Source organism: Rothia sp. P7208, assembly GCF_048512915.1.
Classification (GTDB): Bacteria; Actinomycetota; Actinomycetes; order Actinomycetales; family Micrococcaceae; genus Rothia.
Map to the genome: position 1 here is coordinate 18,610 of NZ_JBLXXW010000007.1, position 15,307 is coordinate 33,916.

The 15,307-nt window shown below is 48.1% G+C and carries 15 protein-coding genes and 1 tRNA gene; 12 read left to right on the top strand and 4 right to left on the bottom strand.

The window, feature by feature from the left end; genetic code table 11:
• Positions 1-14: 14 nt before the first annotated feature.
• From ACN084_RS06870 to ilvA, 7 genes are all read left to right on the top strand, one after another.
• The gene (locus tag ACN084_RS06870; RefSeq protein ID WP_419106343.1) at positions 15-956 is read left to right on the top strand and encodes an exopolyphosphatase; all 942 of its coding nucleotides are present in this window, start codon (positions 15-17) and stop codon (positions 954-956) included.
• Between the two features lie 77 nt (positions 957-1,033).
• Complete coding sequence (locus ACN084_RS06875; protein ID WP_419106344.1) at positions 1,034-2,503, top strand: S8 family serine peptidase; 1,470 nt, start codon at positions 1,034-1,036, stop codon at positions 2,501-2,503.
• Between the two features lie 229 nt (positions 2,504-2,732).
• Positions 2,733-4,118 (top strand): NAD(P)/FAD-dependent oxidoreductase, encoded by a 1,386-nt coding sequence (locus ACN084_RS06880; protein ID WP_419102030.1) that lies wholly within the window; start codon positions 2,733-2,735, stop codon positions 4,116-4,118.
• Between the two features lie 137 nt (positions 4,119-4,255).
• Positions 4,256-4,329: transfer RNA gene (locus tag ACN084_RS06885), tRNA-Leu, on the top strand.
• 215 nt (positions 4,330-4,544) lie between these two features.
• Positions 4,545-5,414 (top strand): Bax inhibitor-1/YccA family membrane protein, encoded by an 870-nt coding sequence (locus ACN084_RS06890; protein WP_419106345.1) that lies wholly within the window; start codon positions 4,545-4,547, stop codon positions 5,412-5,414.
• A gap of 136 nt (positions 5,415-5,550) precedes the next feature.
• A complete protein-coding gene (locus ACN084_RS06895; protein ID WP_419106346.1) occupies positions 5,551-6,798 on the top strand; it encodes an AI-2E family transporter in 1,248 nt (415 codons plus the stop codon).
• 75 nt (positions 6,799-6,873) lie between these two features.
• A complete protein-coding gene (gene ilvA, locus ACN084_RS06900; protein ID WP_419102033.1) occupies positions 6,874-8,127 on the top strand; it encodes a threonine ammonia-lyase in 1,254 nt (417 codons plus the stop codon).
• 117 nt (positions 8,128-8,244) lie between these two features.
• Here ilvA and greA read toward each other — a convergent pair whose 3' ends face one another.
• The gene (gene greA / locus ACN084_RS06905; RefSeq protein ID WP_419102034.1) at positions 8,245-8,739 is read right to left on the bottom strand and encodes a transcription elongation factor GreA; all 495 of its coding nucleotides are present in this window, start codon (positions 8,737-8,739) and stop codon (positions 8,245-8,247) included.
• Positions 8,740-8,874: 135 nt separating this feature from the next.
• Positions 8,875-9,297 (bottom strand): DUF4307 domain-containing protein, encoded by a 423-nt coding sequence (locus ACN084_RS06910; protein WP_419102035.1) that lies wholly within the window; start codon positions 9,295-9,297, stop codon positions 8,875-8,877.
• Positions 9,298-9,485: 188 nt separating this feature from the next.
• Here ACN084_RS06910 and mca point away from each other — a divergent pair, with 188 nt between their 5' ends.
• Together mca and ACN084_RS06920 are read left to right on the top strand one after the other, a co-directional pair.
• The gene (gene mca, locus ACN084_RS06915) at positions 9,486-10,427 is read left to right on the top strand and encodes a mycothiol conjugate amidase Mca (RefSeq protein ID WP_419102223.1); all 942 of its coding nucleotides are present in this window, start codon (positions 9,486-9,488) and stop codon (positions 10,425-10,427) included.
• Positions 10,428-10,499: 72 nt separating this feature from the next.
• A complete protein-coding gene (locus ACN084_RS06920) occupies positions 10,500-10,784 on the top strand; it encodes a hypothetical protein (protein ID WP_419106347.1) in 285 nt (94 codons plus the stop codon).
• 32 nt (positions 10,785-10,816) lie between these two features.
• Here the strand turns inward: ACN084_RS06920 and trhA are convergent, their stop codons facing one another.
• Entirely contained in the window at positions 10,817-11,503 is a 687-nt protein-coding gene (gene trhA / locus ACN084_RS06925; protein ID WP_419102037.1) for a PAQR family membrane homeostasis protein TrhA, read from the bottom strand.
• Positions 11,504-11,705: 202 nt separating this feature from the next.
• On the opposite strand from trhA, the gene uppS reads away from it, so the two are divergent.
• The 3 genes from uppS to ACN084_RS06940 are packed head-to-tail and all read left to right on the top strand — an operon-like array spanning position 11,706 to position 13,491.
• The gene (gene uppS, locus ACN084_RS06930; RefSeq protein ID WP_419106398.1) at positions 11,706-12,425 is read left to right on the top strand and encodes a polyprenyl diphosphate synthase; all 720 of its coding nucleotides are present in this window, start codon (positions 11,706-11,708) and stop codon (positions 12,423-12,425) included.
• Positions 12,426-12,444: 19 nt separating this feature from the next.
• Positions 12,445-12,981 (top strand): prepilin peptidase, encoded by a 537-nt coding sequence (locus ACN084_RS06935; RefSeq protein ID WP_419106348.1) that lies wholly within the window; start codon positions 12,445-12,447, stop codon positions 12,979-12,981.
• A 24-nt stretch (positions 12,982-13,005) separates the two neighbouring features.
• A complete protein-coding gene (locus ACN084_RS06940) occupies positions 13,006-13,491 on the top strand; it encodes an NUDIX hydrolase (protein ID WP_419106349.1) in 486 nt (161 codons plus the stop codon).
• Between the two features lie 23 nt (positions 13,492-13,514).
• Here the strand turns inward: ACN084_RS06940 and ACN084_RS06945 are convergent, their stop codons facing one another.
• Positions 13,515-15,269: a pyruvate dehydrogenase gene (locus ACN084_RS06945; RefSeq protein ID WP_419102041.1), complete on the bottom strand. Its 1,755-nt coding sequence runs from the start codon at positions 15,267-15,269 to the stop codon at positions 13,515-13,517.
• Positions 15,270-15,307: the final 38 nt, after the last annotated feature.

Here is a 15,307-nt window from a genome sequence, read left to right on the forward strand (position 1 = left end):
AAGAAGACTTCGACGTGCGTATCGGTGCTATTGACTGCGGAACGAACTCCCTACGACTCCTCATTGCAGACGTTGAGACACAGAACGGTGTGAGCACCCTTCACGATGTCGTACGTCTTATGCGAATTGTACGCCTTGGAGAAGGCGTTGACGCTACGGGCAAGTTTTCAGAAGAAGCCCTCGAAAGAACTTTTAAAGTTGCCCGCGAGTACGCACAAATTATCTCTGAGCACGGTGTTCAGTCTCTTCGTTTTGGGGCGACAAGCGCCACAAGAGACGCCACGAACAAAGATGTTTTTATTCAAGGAATACAAGACATTTTAGGGGTCACACCAGAAGTCATCACTGGTGACGAAGAAGCAGAGCTATCTTTCTATGGGGCGCTTTCTTCTCTTGGAACGAACGAAGGAAAAACACTTGTTATCGATTTAGGTGGCGGATCTACAGAATTCGTTTTAGGGGATAGGCATTCACTGATTGCTGCGCGTTCAGTGAATATTGGTTGTGTACGTCTTACTGAACGGCATCAGGTGACGGCCCCGATGAGTGAAGAACAAAGACAACGGATTATTGCTGACGTCGATGAAGCTCTCGAAGAAGTTCTTAACTACGTTCAATTATCTCAAGCGCAACGAGTGGTTGGGGTTGCTGGTACCGTTACCACCATTGTTGCAGAACATTACGGGCTTGAAAGCTATGATCCTCAGAAAATCAACGGCGCACAGCTTAACGTTCAAGAGATTGAACAGGCTTGTTATCGTTTGGCTCAAATGACTGCTCAAGAACGCGCTGAACGCGGGTTTATGCACCCCGGCCGTGTAGATGTCATTGGTACTGGTGCTGTTATTTGGGCACATATTATTCGACGTTTAGAACAGCTCACAGATGGAGCTGTATATAGCGCTACCGCTAGTGAACACGATATTCTTGATGGGTTGGTACTCTCGCAACGATAATGCGTTTAGGTATTCAACAGCGTTTTATCATGATGTTTGTTGTCTTTTCTTGAGATAACATTCTTTGAGGAGAGCCTATGCCTAAGCACATAACGTCTACATCTTGCTCTTCTGTGCCTGCATCTTCTCGACGAATGAAAAGATACGCTTGTTTTGTGGCGACCTTATCTTTGAGCGTTCTAACCGTTTCTGTGTCGCTAGCCCAGCCTGTGGCCGCCCCTACACCTACCCCAAAGGTATCTGTTTCACCTGCGCCACAACCACCAACTGCACCATCACAGCAACCGGGTGTTCTTCCCTCTATCCCGACCATTGACGTACCTAAAGGAGACGCGGTTCGCGCCCGAGAATACTGGCTTAAAGATTATGGTTTCAGCTCCGTCTGGAAAGAAGCTACTGGGCGTGGGGTCACTGTCGCGGTGATTGACACCGGCGTAGACCAAAGCCACCAAGACCTGAAAAACAATGTTCTACCTGGGACGGACGTTTCGGGTATTGGCTCTGCTCGAGGCTGGAAAGGTCTCGGCGTTGAACCTGAACACGGAACAATGGTCGCTTCGTTAATTGCAGGGCACGGGCACCGCGACCCAAACACGCCAACCTTCTCCGGCGTCGGTGGTGCACGTCCAGCTGGAATGATAGGGGTTGCTCCAGAAGCTAAGATTCTTCCAATTTCTTTAGAGATTGGTGGTATCTCTGAGGGTGCAAAAAATATTGATGAGCAGCTTCCTGAAGCGGTCCGGTACGCGGTAGACCACGGTGCTGATATCATCAACCTTTCTGTTGGCTCAGATAGCACAAACTGGCCAGAACAATGGGATAGTGCCTTCGCCTATGCCGAAGAAAAAGGCGTCATTATTGTAGCTTCTGCCGGTAACCGAGGCTCTGGAATTACTCAAGTTGGTGCCCCTGCAACGATGCCGGGGGTGCTAACTGTTGGGGGAGTGAACCAGAATAAGCAAGATTCTTGGTCTTCATCCTCTCAAGGTATTTCGATTGCTGTTGCTGCACCCAGCGAAAATCTTATGGGCGCGACCCCCGATAATAAATATGCGGTATGGTCAGGCACCTCTGGGGCAGCACCTATTGTCTCGGGTTTGGCAGCTCTCATTAAAGAAAAGTATCCAAACCTTACTGCTGCTCAGGTTATTCAGCGTATTATTTCTTCGGCTGATGATGCTGGAGAAAACGGACGAGATGCATTGTACGGGTACGGGATTATTAACCCCGCAAAAGCCTTGAATCCTAAAACTTCTGATGAAGCTGAAGAGAACCCGTTGGGGTCGATGCGTCAGTGGATACAGGTTCATCGTAAGAATGAGAGCCAACCGACTCCTCGTTCGAGTGTTCCAACACATCACGCTGATGAGCATATTCCGGTGGCTTCGCCGCCAACTCCTCGCCGTCCAGCTGAAGATTCTGGCATCTTGCCTTTTATTGTGGTGGGTGGATTTTTTCTGTGGACGTTTATCATCACAAGATACTCCATTCGCTCGCTAACTCAGCTAGTCAGAACACAGAAAAAGAGGCGTAGGCCACAAGGGTAGCCGAAATAAGAATCAAGAAAAGCTAAATCCTTGAAGAAAAAAATGCCCTGTAGAGTAGGAAAAGTTCGGCTTAAGTGGCAAGATAGCATATTGAGCAATTGTCCTCCCACCGCGCTGTTTTGCGCTCTAAAGGATGTTGTACTTTTAACAGTTAAACATGCGGTGCAGATACAGGTACGAGTGCATAGACAGCTCTCATATCTCAACCTAAGGAAGTAGCAAAATAAATATGGCATTCACCAAACTAGCTCAGGATCGTCCTCGAGTTCTCATTGTCGGCGGTGGCTACGTAGGATTCACCGTCGCCCAGAAAATTCAGAAGACCATTAAAGAAACTGGCGGTATCGTTACCGTTGTAGACCCTAACCCCTATATGACATACCAGCCCTTCTTGCCAGAAGTTGCTGCAGGTTCTATGGAAGGTCGCAACGCTACCGTTCCTCTACGTCAGCACCTCAAGAACTGCGAAGTTGTTGGTGGTCGAGTCACCGCAATTAACCATGCAACTCGCACCGCAACTATTGAACCTATCGACGTAGGAGAGCCTTTTGAGGTTACTTACGACGAAATCGTCATTGGTGCAGGTGCAGTAACCCGCGCATTCCCCATTCCGGGGCTTGCCGAAATTGCTATCGGCATGAAAACCGTAGAAGAAGCAGTATCTGTTCGCAACTGGGTGCTTGAACGCATCGAAGTTGCTTCTATGCTTGATGATGCAGATGAACGCCGTCGCGCCCTCACCTTCGTTATTGTTGGTGGCGGTTTCGCTGGTGTCGAGACAATCTCCGAACTTGAAGATATGGCTCGTGTCGCCGTAGAACGCAACGGTCGCCTTCGCGTATCTGACCTTCGTTTTGTTCTCGTTGAAGCTGCACCCCGTATCATGCCTGAGGTCCCTGCAGAGCGCGCTGAAAAGGTCGTTGAAGAGCTTCGCGGCCGCGGTATTGAGGTTCTACTCAATACTTCTTTGGCAGATGCTACCGACGGTCATCTTGCGTTGATTAACATGGGAGACAAGTCTCCTGCTGGTGAGCTTGACACCGACACTCTTATCTGGACTGCTGGTGTTGCAGCATCCCCCATGCTCAAGAACACCGACCTTCCTCTGGACGAGCGCGGTCGTGTGCGTGTCGGCGCAGACCTACGAGTTACCGGTGATGACGGCGTCATCGAGGGTGCTTGGGCAGCTGGCGATAACGCTGCTGTTCCTGACCTTTCTGGTGGCGGAGTTGGCGGCTTCTGCGTACCTAACGCACAGCACGCTTCCCGTCAGGCTGTTAAGCTTGCACAGAACCTATTGGCTTCTCGTCGCGGTGAAGCACTCACCGACTACTACCATGAGACCATCGGTGTTGTTGCTGGACTCGGCTTGTGGAAGGGCGTCGCGAACTTCAAGGGTAAGACCATCGGCGGACCTATTGCATGGTTGATGCACCGCGGATACCACGGCATGGCTATCCCCACCGCTGAGCGTACTGTACGTGTTATGAGCATTTGGGCGTTGAACCAAATCTTCGGCCGTGACACCTCTTCTATCCGCCATCAGCGTTCTCCACGTCGCGCATTCCAAAGCGCAACCGGAACTGCTCCTGAAAAGAGTAAGGCACGCCTGTAATAAAAAGTGCGTTCAACGCAATTTTATGGCTATAATAATGTCCTGTGCCTAGAGTTATCTATGTACAGGACAACACTATTCGTTCTATACGGTATAGTGGTAAGGCAGTTGTTTTCTAAAATCTAGCTGCCGATATTGCTCCTATAGCCCAATTGGCAGAGGCAGAGGACTTAAAATCCTTGTGTTCTGGGTTCGAGTCCCAGTAGGAGCACATACGAGAATGTGGTCTCATCAGTGAATACTGATGAGACCACATTTGTTTATACGGTAGAAGTACCGTGAGTATTGTCGCCATGATACTCAATATTTCTGAAACTGTTAGAACCCTAGGAAATACTGTGCTTTTCACCAAAAGTCCCCACGAATATCACGGTTCTCCGATAGTCTGGTAGAGACAGAATTATAGAACTAAAGGAGATTGTTCTCGTGGCAGGCAACCCCCTCATCAATTCCATGCTAGATTCTCAAAAGAAGGATTCTCGCTTTGGACAATTCGGCGCTGGTGGCGCATACTCCAACGGTCAGAGCTCTTCCGCACCGTACGGATATACACCTACCTCACCTCGTGAGGAGACTCCTACCGCCGCTGATCTCAACGCAATGTATCAGTCCCCCAGCGCAACAAGCGCTCAAACGGGGCAGATGAGCATGAACGACGTCATCGTCAAAGTTGCTATCAACTTTGTCATCCTACTGGTTGGCGCAGCCGCATCGGTGATGTTCCCCATACTCGTTGTAGCCGGTTTAGTCGGTTCTATTGTTCTGGGACTTGTTAACGGTTTCAAAAAAGAGGTTTCTCCCGTACTTGTGATGGCATACGCCCTAGCACAAGGTATGCTCCTTGGCGGTTTCTCTGCCATGGCAGAAACACGCTACCCGGGTATCGTTGGGCAGGCTGTTCTTGCAACCTTCATCGTCTTTGGTACACTTCTGGTTCTTTTCCGTAACGGTAAATTGCGTGAATCACCTAAGATGACGAAATTCTTCACCATCGCAGCTATCTCATATGCAATTTTCTGTCTCGTCAACCTTGGCATGACCCTCTTCGGCGGAACAAACGTTCGCAGCATTGAAGTCATGGGTATTCCTCTCGGCCTCATTATTGGGCTCTTTGCTGTTGCTCTTTGCGTGTACTCCCTCATTCTTGACTTCACCCACGTCAGCGAAGCTGTACGATACGGTGCACCAGAACGTGAATCATGGCGTATGGCATTCGCCCTAACCTCATCTCTGGTATGGCTCTACATCGAGATTCTCCGTATCCTCATGTACGTTCGTGAAATGATGGAACGCTAAAAATCACATCCTAACCACGAAAGTTCAGGGCGCACGAGAGATCTCGTGTGCCCTGAACGTTTATATGCAACCTTTTCTTACGTTTATTTCTCCCCGAAAATAACGACTTGTCTAAAGATGTGGAAGAATAGTACGCATGAGCGAAACTACCCCCTCACCAGCACCGAAAAATCATATTGAACAAAGTTCTTGGTACCACGGCGATGAACGATACATTCCATTTGCCCTACGCACTGCTGCCGCTTGGTCGTGGAGACTTCTCATAGTTCTCTTCGCATTAGCTTGCCTCCATTGGGTTGCCGCAAAAATTAGTATCATCATTGTTTCTATCGCGGTAGCGGTACTTCTTGCTGCGCTCATCTCACCAGCGGTATTTTTCCTGCGCAAATACGGTCTTAGACGAGGATACGCAACAGCCATTGTTGAGCTCGGGTTCATCGCGGTTGTTGTTGGACTGCTCACTCTCGTCGGGCAACAAATTACCTCTGGATTCTCCTCCCTATCAGACGAAATTGTGCAGGGATACCACACTGTTCTCGGGATGATTGACCAATCTCCAATTGCTTTAGACCTCAAAGAAATAGACTCACATTTTTCGGAGTTTACACAATTCATCAAAAATAACTCTGGCTCCATCCTCTCGGGTGTTGCCTCCCTCGGCTCTACCGCAGCAGATATCGGAACAGGTACTGCTCTTGTTCTCTTCACCCTGATTTTCTTCCTCCTTGAAGGCGAAAGAATCTGGATCTTCTTGGTAGGTCTCTTCCCTGAAACTGCACGTGAAGCAGTTAACGGTGCCGGACGTCGTGGCTGGCGTTCTCTCGTAAGCTACGTTCACGTTCAAGTTTTTGTTGCCTTCGTGGATGCTCTTGGTATCGGTTTAGCAGCGTTCTTCCTCGGAGTCCCGCTAGCTATTCCGCTGGGTGTACTCGTATTCCTTGGCTCTTTTATCCCTATTGTGGGTGCTCTCGTAACCGGTGCGATTGCGGTACTCCTTGCTCTCGTCGCTAACGGCTGGTTTAACGCTCTGATTATGTTGCTGATGGTTCTTCTCGTACAGCAGATTGAATCGCATATCTTGCAGCCCCTAGTTATGGGTAAAGCCGTCTCCTTACATCCTCTCGCCGTCATTTTTGCGGTAGCTAGCGGAACTATCCTTTATGGGCCTCTTGGTGCGTTATTCTCTGTTCCAGTTCTTGCTGTGATGAATACTATCGTGCGTTATCTGGCCCGACGTGAGTGGGAAAAAGACCCAGAAATTCGTACTAAAGAGTTTCTCTACGAACATGAAATTGCTCGTAAAAAACGTAAAGCTGTGGCTGATAAAGTCAAAGAACGTCTTGAACGGCTTAAAGAACACGAACAAGAAGAATCAACACTATAACTGCACTACTCTTGAGATAGTTTTTGTTTCTTAAACTATTCTTCGGATATTCTCTAACGCATAAAGGAAACACCTGTGTCCACTGTTTCAACACAATTACCTGTTCAATATGCAGATATTGAACAAGCCGCTCATCTTCTCAAACCGGTCATTGAACGCACACCGGTGGACCACTCCTTAGCACTATCAGAAATGATTGGCTCAGAAGTTTACTTTAAATGTGAGAACCTACAACGTTCTGGATCTTTTAAAGTACGCGGAGCATACGTCCGTATGGCAAAACTTACTGAGGACGAAAAATCGCGTGGAGTAGTCGCCGCCTCAGCAGGTAATCACGCACAAGGTGTCGCTTTAGCCGCTCAACAACTAGGCATCAAAGCACGTATCTACATGCCTTTAGGTGCAGCACTTCCGAAAGTTGCTGCAACTAAAAGTCGTGGGGCACAGGTTATCTTGCACGGCGCCACCGTTGACGACGCCCTAGCAGAAGCAAAACGTTATGCCGAAGAAACTGGTGCCGTTTTTGTTCACCCCTTCGATAACCCTGATATTATCGCAGGCCAAGGAACTATCGGTATTGAAATCCTAGAACAAGTACCTGATGTTGAAACTATCATCGTTGGTGTTGGCGGGGGAGGGTTACTGGCTGGTTTATCTGTTGCCGTTCGAGAACTTGAACAGAAGACGGGCCGAAAGATTCGCATTATTGGTGTTCAAGCAGAACATGCTGCAGCGTACCCGCTCTCTTTAGCTGCTGACGCTCTGGTCCCTTTGAAAAAAGTCTCTACAATCGCTGACGGCATCGCTGTCGGTAGACCTGGGCAAATGCCTTTCTCCATTATTAAAGAACTGGTTGATGACGTACATACCGTCTCTGAAGATGATATTGCTAGAGCATTAATCTTTTTGATGGAGCGTAACAAGTTGGTGGTAGAGCCGGCAGGGTCTGTTCCTGTTGCTGCTTTGATGGATGGAAAACTTCTCCAACAATACGGAAACCTTGGGACAACAGTATGTTTGCTCTCTGGTGGAAATATTGACCCAATGCTGATGCTCAAAGTGATTCAGCGCGGTCTTTCGGCTGCTGGACGGTATCTAACCATCAAAATGATGTTGAACGACCGTCCCGGCGAGCTAACAACTATCTCATCCATCATTTCTTCTTTGGACGCGAACGTGACGGGTGTGGACCACACCCGTGTCGGCGGTGCACTTTCTATGGGAGATGTTTCTATCACTATTGATATGGAAACTAAAGGGAATGAACATATTCAGCAGGTACTTGATGGGCTAACAGAAGCTGGTTATAAACCGATTGTTGTGTACTAAATATCATCGGTGGTAATGCTTTGAATATCAGTGATGCCATCGCATCTCACCCGTTATCGGGAGAGATGCGATGGCATCACGTTTTCTGAGCCTATGAGAATGACAAAGAGTCTTCTATCATTCAAAAGGAACGACAGAGATAATCTTGACGTCAATCGTCTTACCGGTTGGGGCAACATACGACGTTTCATCACCGGCACGGCAACCCAAAATAGCAGAACCCATGGGGGAGCTTTCAGAGAAGACCTGAAGACCAGAATCACCGACCAAAGAATCTGCAACTTCGCGTGATCCAAGAAGGAATTTGAAAGGTCGACCGGCAAGCTCTGCTTCAACGACCATTCCGGAATCAACGACCCCGTCATTGTGCGGTGCTTCGCCAATTTGAGCGTTCTCTAGCAACTGAGTTAACTGAGCAATACGTGCTTCATTTTTGCCTTGCTCTTCACGTGCAGCATGGTATCCGCCGTTTTCTTTGAGGTCTCCCTCATCGCGAGCTGCCGAAATACGTTCAATAATTTCTTGACGGTACGGGCCAGAGATATGTTCTAACTCTTTTTTAAGGCGGTCATATGCCTCTTGAGTTAGCCAAGCACCTTCATGAGCGCTCATGTACTTTCCTTTCATAAAACTTTTGAGGTTAAGGATTCACCAAACGGTTATCCTGACACTCAAAATTAGAGTAGTTGTAGCGAACTTTACCCGTTCTAACATACAAGTGCTAGTTTGTGGTGTGAATTCTAAACCTTATGACGAGGTTCGCATACTCCAACAGGTATCAACGGTCGCGGTGACAGCGGGGGAGAGAACCCGTATTTTAACAGTTTGAACATGCACTCGAGACGAGCTCTCACCGGCGGTATCTGCCGGAATAATGACCTCTTTCCAGCCGACTGGGGCACGTGAAGAATTCAACGCTTTAATCGCACAGACAGCTTCTACGTGAGGGTCTTTGAGCACCTCAAAAGTCAGAGATACTTCATCGGCGCTTGTGAGCTGATGTGAAAGATCACGAGCCTGAGGAGACGTCGCTGAAGAATCACTTTGTACCCACCACCCAAAAAGCATTGAGATGACGGTAACACAACCAGCTAAAAGAACCCATACCCACGTTGGTATGCTCCTTTGAGTAGGTTTTCTGCCGTAGCGTGAATCTAAGCTAGTTGTCACGACATCCTTCGTTCATATTCGTTAACCTAGATTGGGTTATCGCCACCAGATATTCGCTAAAATAGAGTGTCTTCTTCAGACCGCATCATCTGCTGACGTTCTAGATGTACTATTTTAGCTACTCTAACGAAAAAATATTGGAGTTCTTCGTGACCGACTCAAAACACTCTCACAGCATCCTCAAAGATATGGTGCCTTCACCCTTAGCAGAGAACTATGCAGGACTACGTATTCTAGCGGTACACGCACACCCCGATGACGAATCTTCTAAAGGCTCTGCAACAATGGCAGCATACGTGCATCGTGGGGCACGAGTTATGGTAGCAACGATGACAGGCGGAGAACGCGGCGATATTCTCAACGAACAGGTGAATGAAAACCCTAAAGCCCACCGAGACCTCCCCGGTGTCCGACGTGAAGAAATGGCAGAAGCTGCCAACATTATTGGTATTGAGCATCGTTGGATAGGGTTTGTGGATTCTGGACTACCTGAAGGCGACCCACTACCAGAACTTCCTTGGGGCTCTTTTGCAACACTGCCTCTAGAACAAGCAGCTGCACCGTTAATCCAACTCGTTAGAGAATACCGTCCACATATTATTCTGAGCTACGACGAACGAGGCGGATACCCTCACCCCGACCACATTATGACCCACCGAGTCGCAATGGAAGCTTACGAAAAATCCGGTGACGAAAAAGCATACCCACAATTAGGGAAACCATGGCAAGTTCAAAAAATATACTATGACCGTGCTTTCAACCCAGAACGTATTAGAACCTTCCACCGATACCTCACTAGCACCAAAGGTGAAAGTCCTTTCACCCAGTGGGTGGCTCGTCTTGATGAGAGAGAAGAAGACGAAAAACGTCATCCTTCGCCGTACCCCTCCCACCACACAACGACACGTATCTCGTGTTGGGAGTTTTTTGAAACCCACGACCGTGCACTTCTTGCGCACCGCTCACAGGTTCGCCCAACCGACGCATTCTTCGCGCTCACACCTGAACAGCAAAAAGAAATCTGGCCTTGGGAAGAATACGTATTAGCAAAAAGCAGAGTCCACTCAGAACTACCAGAATGGTGCTTTGCAGAAGGAATCGACTATAAGAGTTCCGAACCTAACGCGTAGAATAAGAGACAGCTCTTCTACTGACAAGACTATCCTTAGAACAACAACGACCAAGAAAAACTGGTGTAACGCATGACGTATCTTTTTGCTGTTGTGGAGACAGCCCAACTTCTGGCAAACTCAACCACACAATATAATCAGGACGGCTCACCAACGGGTTCTCCAGGGTTCCTTGGATTTGTTGCAACTTTTACCGTAGGTGTTTTCATCATCTTGTTGATGTTGGATTTTACGCGCCGTGTACGTCGTATGAGGTACCGTAACCAATACGCTATGGAACAAGAAGCACAACAACGTCAGCAATCCCAGACGGGCGATAACGATACTTCGTCTAAGTCCTCACCAACAGAAAAATAAATAAAGTGCGCGCTGTCTTCGCCAGAATATTCTTATGCGTAGATGGAGAACACCACTGCGATATAGTGCAGAATAAAACCGATAACCGTGCACACATGGAATAACTCATGAAACCCAAAAATATGGGGAGCAAGATGAGGTCTTTTCGTCCCGTAAAAAACGGCGCCAAGAATATAGAAAGCGCCACCAGCTGCGATAAGAATCGTTGCAATGACAGAAACCTTCCAAAAATCTTGAAGGTAAAACACTGCCATAAGACCCATCACCACATAAATAGGGGTATAAAGCCAGCGTGGAGCGTACGTCCATAACACCCTAAAAAGAACCACACCCAAGGCACAGCCCCAAATACTCCATAAAAGAATCTGACGCTTTGGGCCGTTAAGGAGCGTAAACGCAAACGGGGTATATGTTCCGGCAATAACCAGCGCAATGTTAGCGTGGTCAAGACGCTTGAGAAGAAGACGCACCCGATCTTCCCAATATCCTCGGTGGTACATTCCAGAAACACCGAAAAGTATGACACCCGTCAACGAGAAAATAGCGCATGCAACTGCTAAAACACCACCGCCAGAGAGCACCACAAGAACAATCCCCGCAATAAAAACAATGGGAGAAAAACCGGCATGTATCCAGCCACGCAGAAGAGGTTTCTTCTCAAAAGGACGATGAGAAGTAGCTGACGATAAAGAAGTTGAAGAAGATGAACGGTGTGTCACTGGTGAACGCCAATCCTAAAAATGTGGTTTCCTCCATTATCTCTGCGATACTCATTAAGGACAAGAGGCAATAAACATTGTGGAACGACTTCAGCACGGTACGATGAAAGAAGACGTTGTTTGCTCAAACCAGAAGAAAATATGACATAAGGAGCTATAGGTGGAAGATTCCTCATCAACTCAAAGCCTTGAACAGCTTCAGATGTTTCAGAACATTCCGCCCCAGAAACTTCCACAACACGTGGGTGTCCTTGTCGACGGCAACAGAAGATGGGCCGCGCAACAAGGCAAAAACACCAAATACGGGCATCAATGTGGAGCTCAACGCATTATCGACTTCCTCCAATGGTGCCAAGAACTCAACGTCCCCATGGTCACCCTCTACATGCTCTCCACTGAAAACCTCAAACGAAAACCAGAAGAACTACAAGACCTCCTCGACGTTATCGAAAACCTCCTTGAAGAGCTCACCCACAAACACCTTGCAAAAATACATGCAGTAGGCAGACTTCACGCCTTACCAAAAACTCTGACACAGAGCATCAACAAAGCAACAGAAGCAACTCAAGACATCAACACACTACAAGTCAACATTGCCGTTGGATACGGTGGAAGACAAGAAATCGTCGATGCCGTCAAAGAACTTCTACGACAAGCGCAGCAGAGAGGAACCTCTCTCGAAGAACTAGTGCAACAACTAGAAACTTCAGATATCAGCGAACACCTCTACACCCGTGGACTACCCGACCCCGATCTTTTAATTAGAACCTCTGGAGAACAACGCCTCTCAGGATTTCTCACCTGGCAATCTGCCTACTCAGAGTTCTACTTCTGTGAAGCGCTCTGGCCAGATTTTACTCGAACAGACTTCGTTCACGCCCTAGCCGACTACGCGCTCAGACAACGACGTTTCGGCTCCTAAACACCATAGAAGAACCACCATGCTGAATATCATCGTCGAATACTTTCATCGTGGAACAGTGCTCAGTAACACGCAAGGAACCATACTAAGCCTAACCCTCATATACTTCATCTATCGAGCTATAGAACTGAGCATCATCGACATACGAGAACACCGACTACCTAACCGTATCGTTCTTCCGCTATACCTGACGATTATGCTACCGCTCATAGCGGTCTACCTCCTTGAACACAACATCATCGGCGTTAAAAATACCCTCTACTCAGCCGTGCTCTTAACACTTTTCTACTACGTACTACGAGTATTCTCCCGCGGTGGACTGGGTCTAGGCGACGTCAAACTCTCCGGAATCCTTGGAGCGCTCACCGGCTTTATCTCACCCCTGACCCTATGCTGGGCAACATTGCTCACCTTCACCCTCGGCGGCATCTATAGCCTTGCCATCCTCCTCCTCCTACGTACCAAAACACCACAACAACACATAGCATTTGGTCCATTCATGCTCCTTGGCACCACACTTGCAATACTTTTCCCACCATCAAACACCCTTTTCTAAAACCCAAAGGAACTCTAAAACACTATGCCAACACCATCATTCATCACCAAACTACGTGAAAAAATTGGCAACGACATGCTATGGCTCTCCGGCGCAACAGCCGTCATCCAACGACAAAGCGACCAAAAGATTCTACTGGTTCAACGAAGTGACTCCGGAGCATGGACACCCATTACCGGAATCGTCGACCCCGGAGAAAACCCAGCCCTAACCATCCGCCGAGAAGCTCAAGAAGAAGCGAACGTCAGCATCGAAGTTATCGCCTTAGCACAGCTTAAAGCAGACCCTCCACACACCTTCAACAACGGTGACCAATGCCAATTCCTTGACCACACCTTCTACTGCCACTACATCAGTGGAGAAGAACGCGTCAACGACGAAGAAAGCACACAAGTTCGTTGGGTGAGTCTTGAAGAAGCCCAAGAACTCTGCTCCCCAAGGATGCTTGACAGAATAGACGCCGCCTTGCACTGGCAAGACGGCGTCCGATTCGGCTACGAACAAGTCTAAAACGCTAAAGACCGTTCACAAACCTAAAGAATCTGCCTCCAAGCACTCATATTACGCAGATTCGAACGAGCCATAGCAACAGCCTCACCAGCACCACGATTGAGAGCAATCTTCGACAACGACGATGCAAAACCAATAATCTGTTTTGCCTCAACTTCTGGAGGCATCGAAAGAGCATTAGGATCTGTCACAACATCCACCAAAGATGGGCCACGATGCTCTAACGCCTTTCGATACGCCCCCTCAAGATCATCCGGATTCGTAACACGTTGAGCCTGAAAACCCATTGCCTGAGCAATATCAGCATAATTAACCTCAGGAACGTCTACACCATAATCCTCAAAACCTTGAACTAACTGTTCAAGCTTGACCATACCCAACGTCGAATTGTTAAACACCACCACGGTCATCGGCAGGTTATACATCTTGGCTGTGAGCAAGTCTCCAAGAAGCATCGACAAACCACCATCACCCGAGACAGAAATTACCTGACGTTCAGGATGAGAAATCTGGGCACCTAATGCCATCGGCATCGCATTAGCCATCGACCCATGCAAGAACGAACCTAAAAGACGACGCTTCGGACCTGGGGTAATATAACGAGCCGTCCACACATTACACATTCCCGTATCAGCGGTAAAAATAGCGTCCTCAGCAGCAACTTCATCCAGTACTGTAGCAGCATATTCGGGGTGAATGAGCGCAGAAGTATTAGGATCCTTCGCATAAGCATTGACAACTTTCTCCATAATCTTCTGATTCTTCTTCACAAGATTCTCAAGAAAACTACGGTCTTCTTTTCTCGAAACCAACGGAAGAACACCGTTGAGAGTTGTCTCAATATCGCCTTCAACAAGCAACCCCACATTAGTACGTCGGCCCATCACCTCAGCACGACGATCAATCTGAATCGTCTCAGTATCAGGCAAGAATTGGTCATAAGGGAAATCCGTACCCAAAAGCAACATCAGGTCAGCTTCCTTAAGACCCTCAGCGGCCTCCCCATAACCTAACAGCCCAGTCATTCCTACATCGTACGGGTTATCGTATTGAATGAACTCTTTACCCCTCATCGTATGTCCGATAGGAGCACCGATTTTTTCGGCAAGTTCAATCACGCGCTCGCGTGCTTGAGCCACCCCAGCACCGGCAAAAATAGCGACTTTTTGTGCTTTATTGATGCGTTCTGCAATTTCTTCAAGCGTCTCAGAGGTTGGTGTTAAGGCTGCTCGACACAAAGTACCCCATTCGGGAATTGCTTCGACGGCATCTTCTGAAGCAATATCGCCGGGGATAGAGACGACGGCAACACCGTTCCGAGCAATTGCGTGACGCATAGCTGAATTGACAATGCGTAATGTTTGTTCGGGGGAGACAGCCATCTCGTTATAAACAGAGCACTCTTCAAAGATTCTTTCGGGATGGGTCTCTTGAAAATAACCGGTGCCGATTTGTCCCGAAGGAATATGCGAGGCAATAGCAAGAACTGGAGCCTGAGAACGATGCGCGTCGTATAACCCGTTGATGAGGTGAGTATTTCCCGGGCCGCAGGAACCTGCACAGACCGCTAGTTTGCCGGTGAGTTGTGCTTCAGCCCCAGCGGCGAAAGCTGCAACTTCTTCATGTCGGACGTGTATCCAGTCGATTCCTCCATTATCTGAACCGCCGGATGCTCGTACTGCATCAACAATCGGGTTCAGAGAATCTCCTACCACACCATAAATTCTTTTAACCCCAGCGTCGATGAGTTGCTGGACAATCTGTTCTGCTAACTTCACGGAAAACCCCTCAATATTTATCAGTATTCTTACTATTA

Bases quoted from the DNA above. Each gene is read 5' to 3' on its own strand.
- ACN084_RS06940 (WP_419106349.1), top strand. From the start codon at position 13,006: ATGCCAACACCATCATTCATCACCAAACTACGTGAAAAAATTGGCAAC.
- mca (WP_419102223.1), top strand. From the start codon at position 9,486: ATGGTGCCTTCACCCTTAGCAGAGAACTATGCAGGACTACGTATTCTA.
- ACN084_RS06935 (WP_419106348.1), top strand. From the start codon at position 12,445: ATGCTGAATATCATCGTCGAATACTTTCATCGTGGAACAGTGCTCAGT.
- ACN084_RS06875 (WP_419106344.1), top strand. From the start codon at position 1,034: ATGCCTAAGCACATAACGTCTACATCTTGCTCTTCTGTGCCTGCATCT.
- ACN084_RS06920 (WP_419106347.1), top strand. From the start codon at position 10,500: ATGACGTATCTTTTTGCTGTTGTGGAGACAGCCCAACTTCTGGCAAAC.
- uppS (WP_419106398.1), top strand. From the start codon at position 11,706: ATGTTTCAGAACATTCCGCCCCAGAAACTTCCACAACACGTGGGTGTC.
- ACN084_RS06895 (WP_419106346.1), top strand. From the start codon at position 5,551: ATGAGCGAAACTACCCCCTCACCAGCACCGAAAAATCATATTGAACAA.
- ACN084_RS06880 (WP_419102030.1), top strand. From the start codon at position 2,733: ATGGCATTCACCAAACTAGCTCAGGATCGTCCTCGAGTTCTCATTGTC.
- greA (WP_419102034.1), bottom strand. From the start codon at position 8,739: ATGAGCGCTCATGAAGGTGCTTGGCTAACTCAAGAGGCATATGACCGC.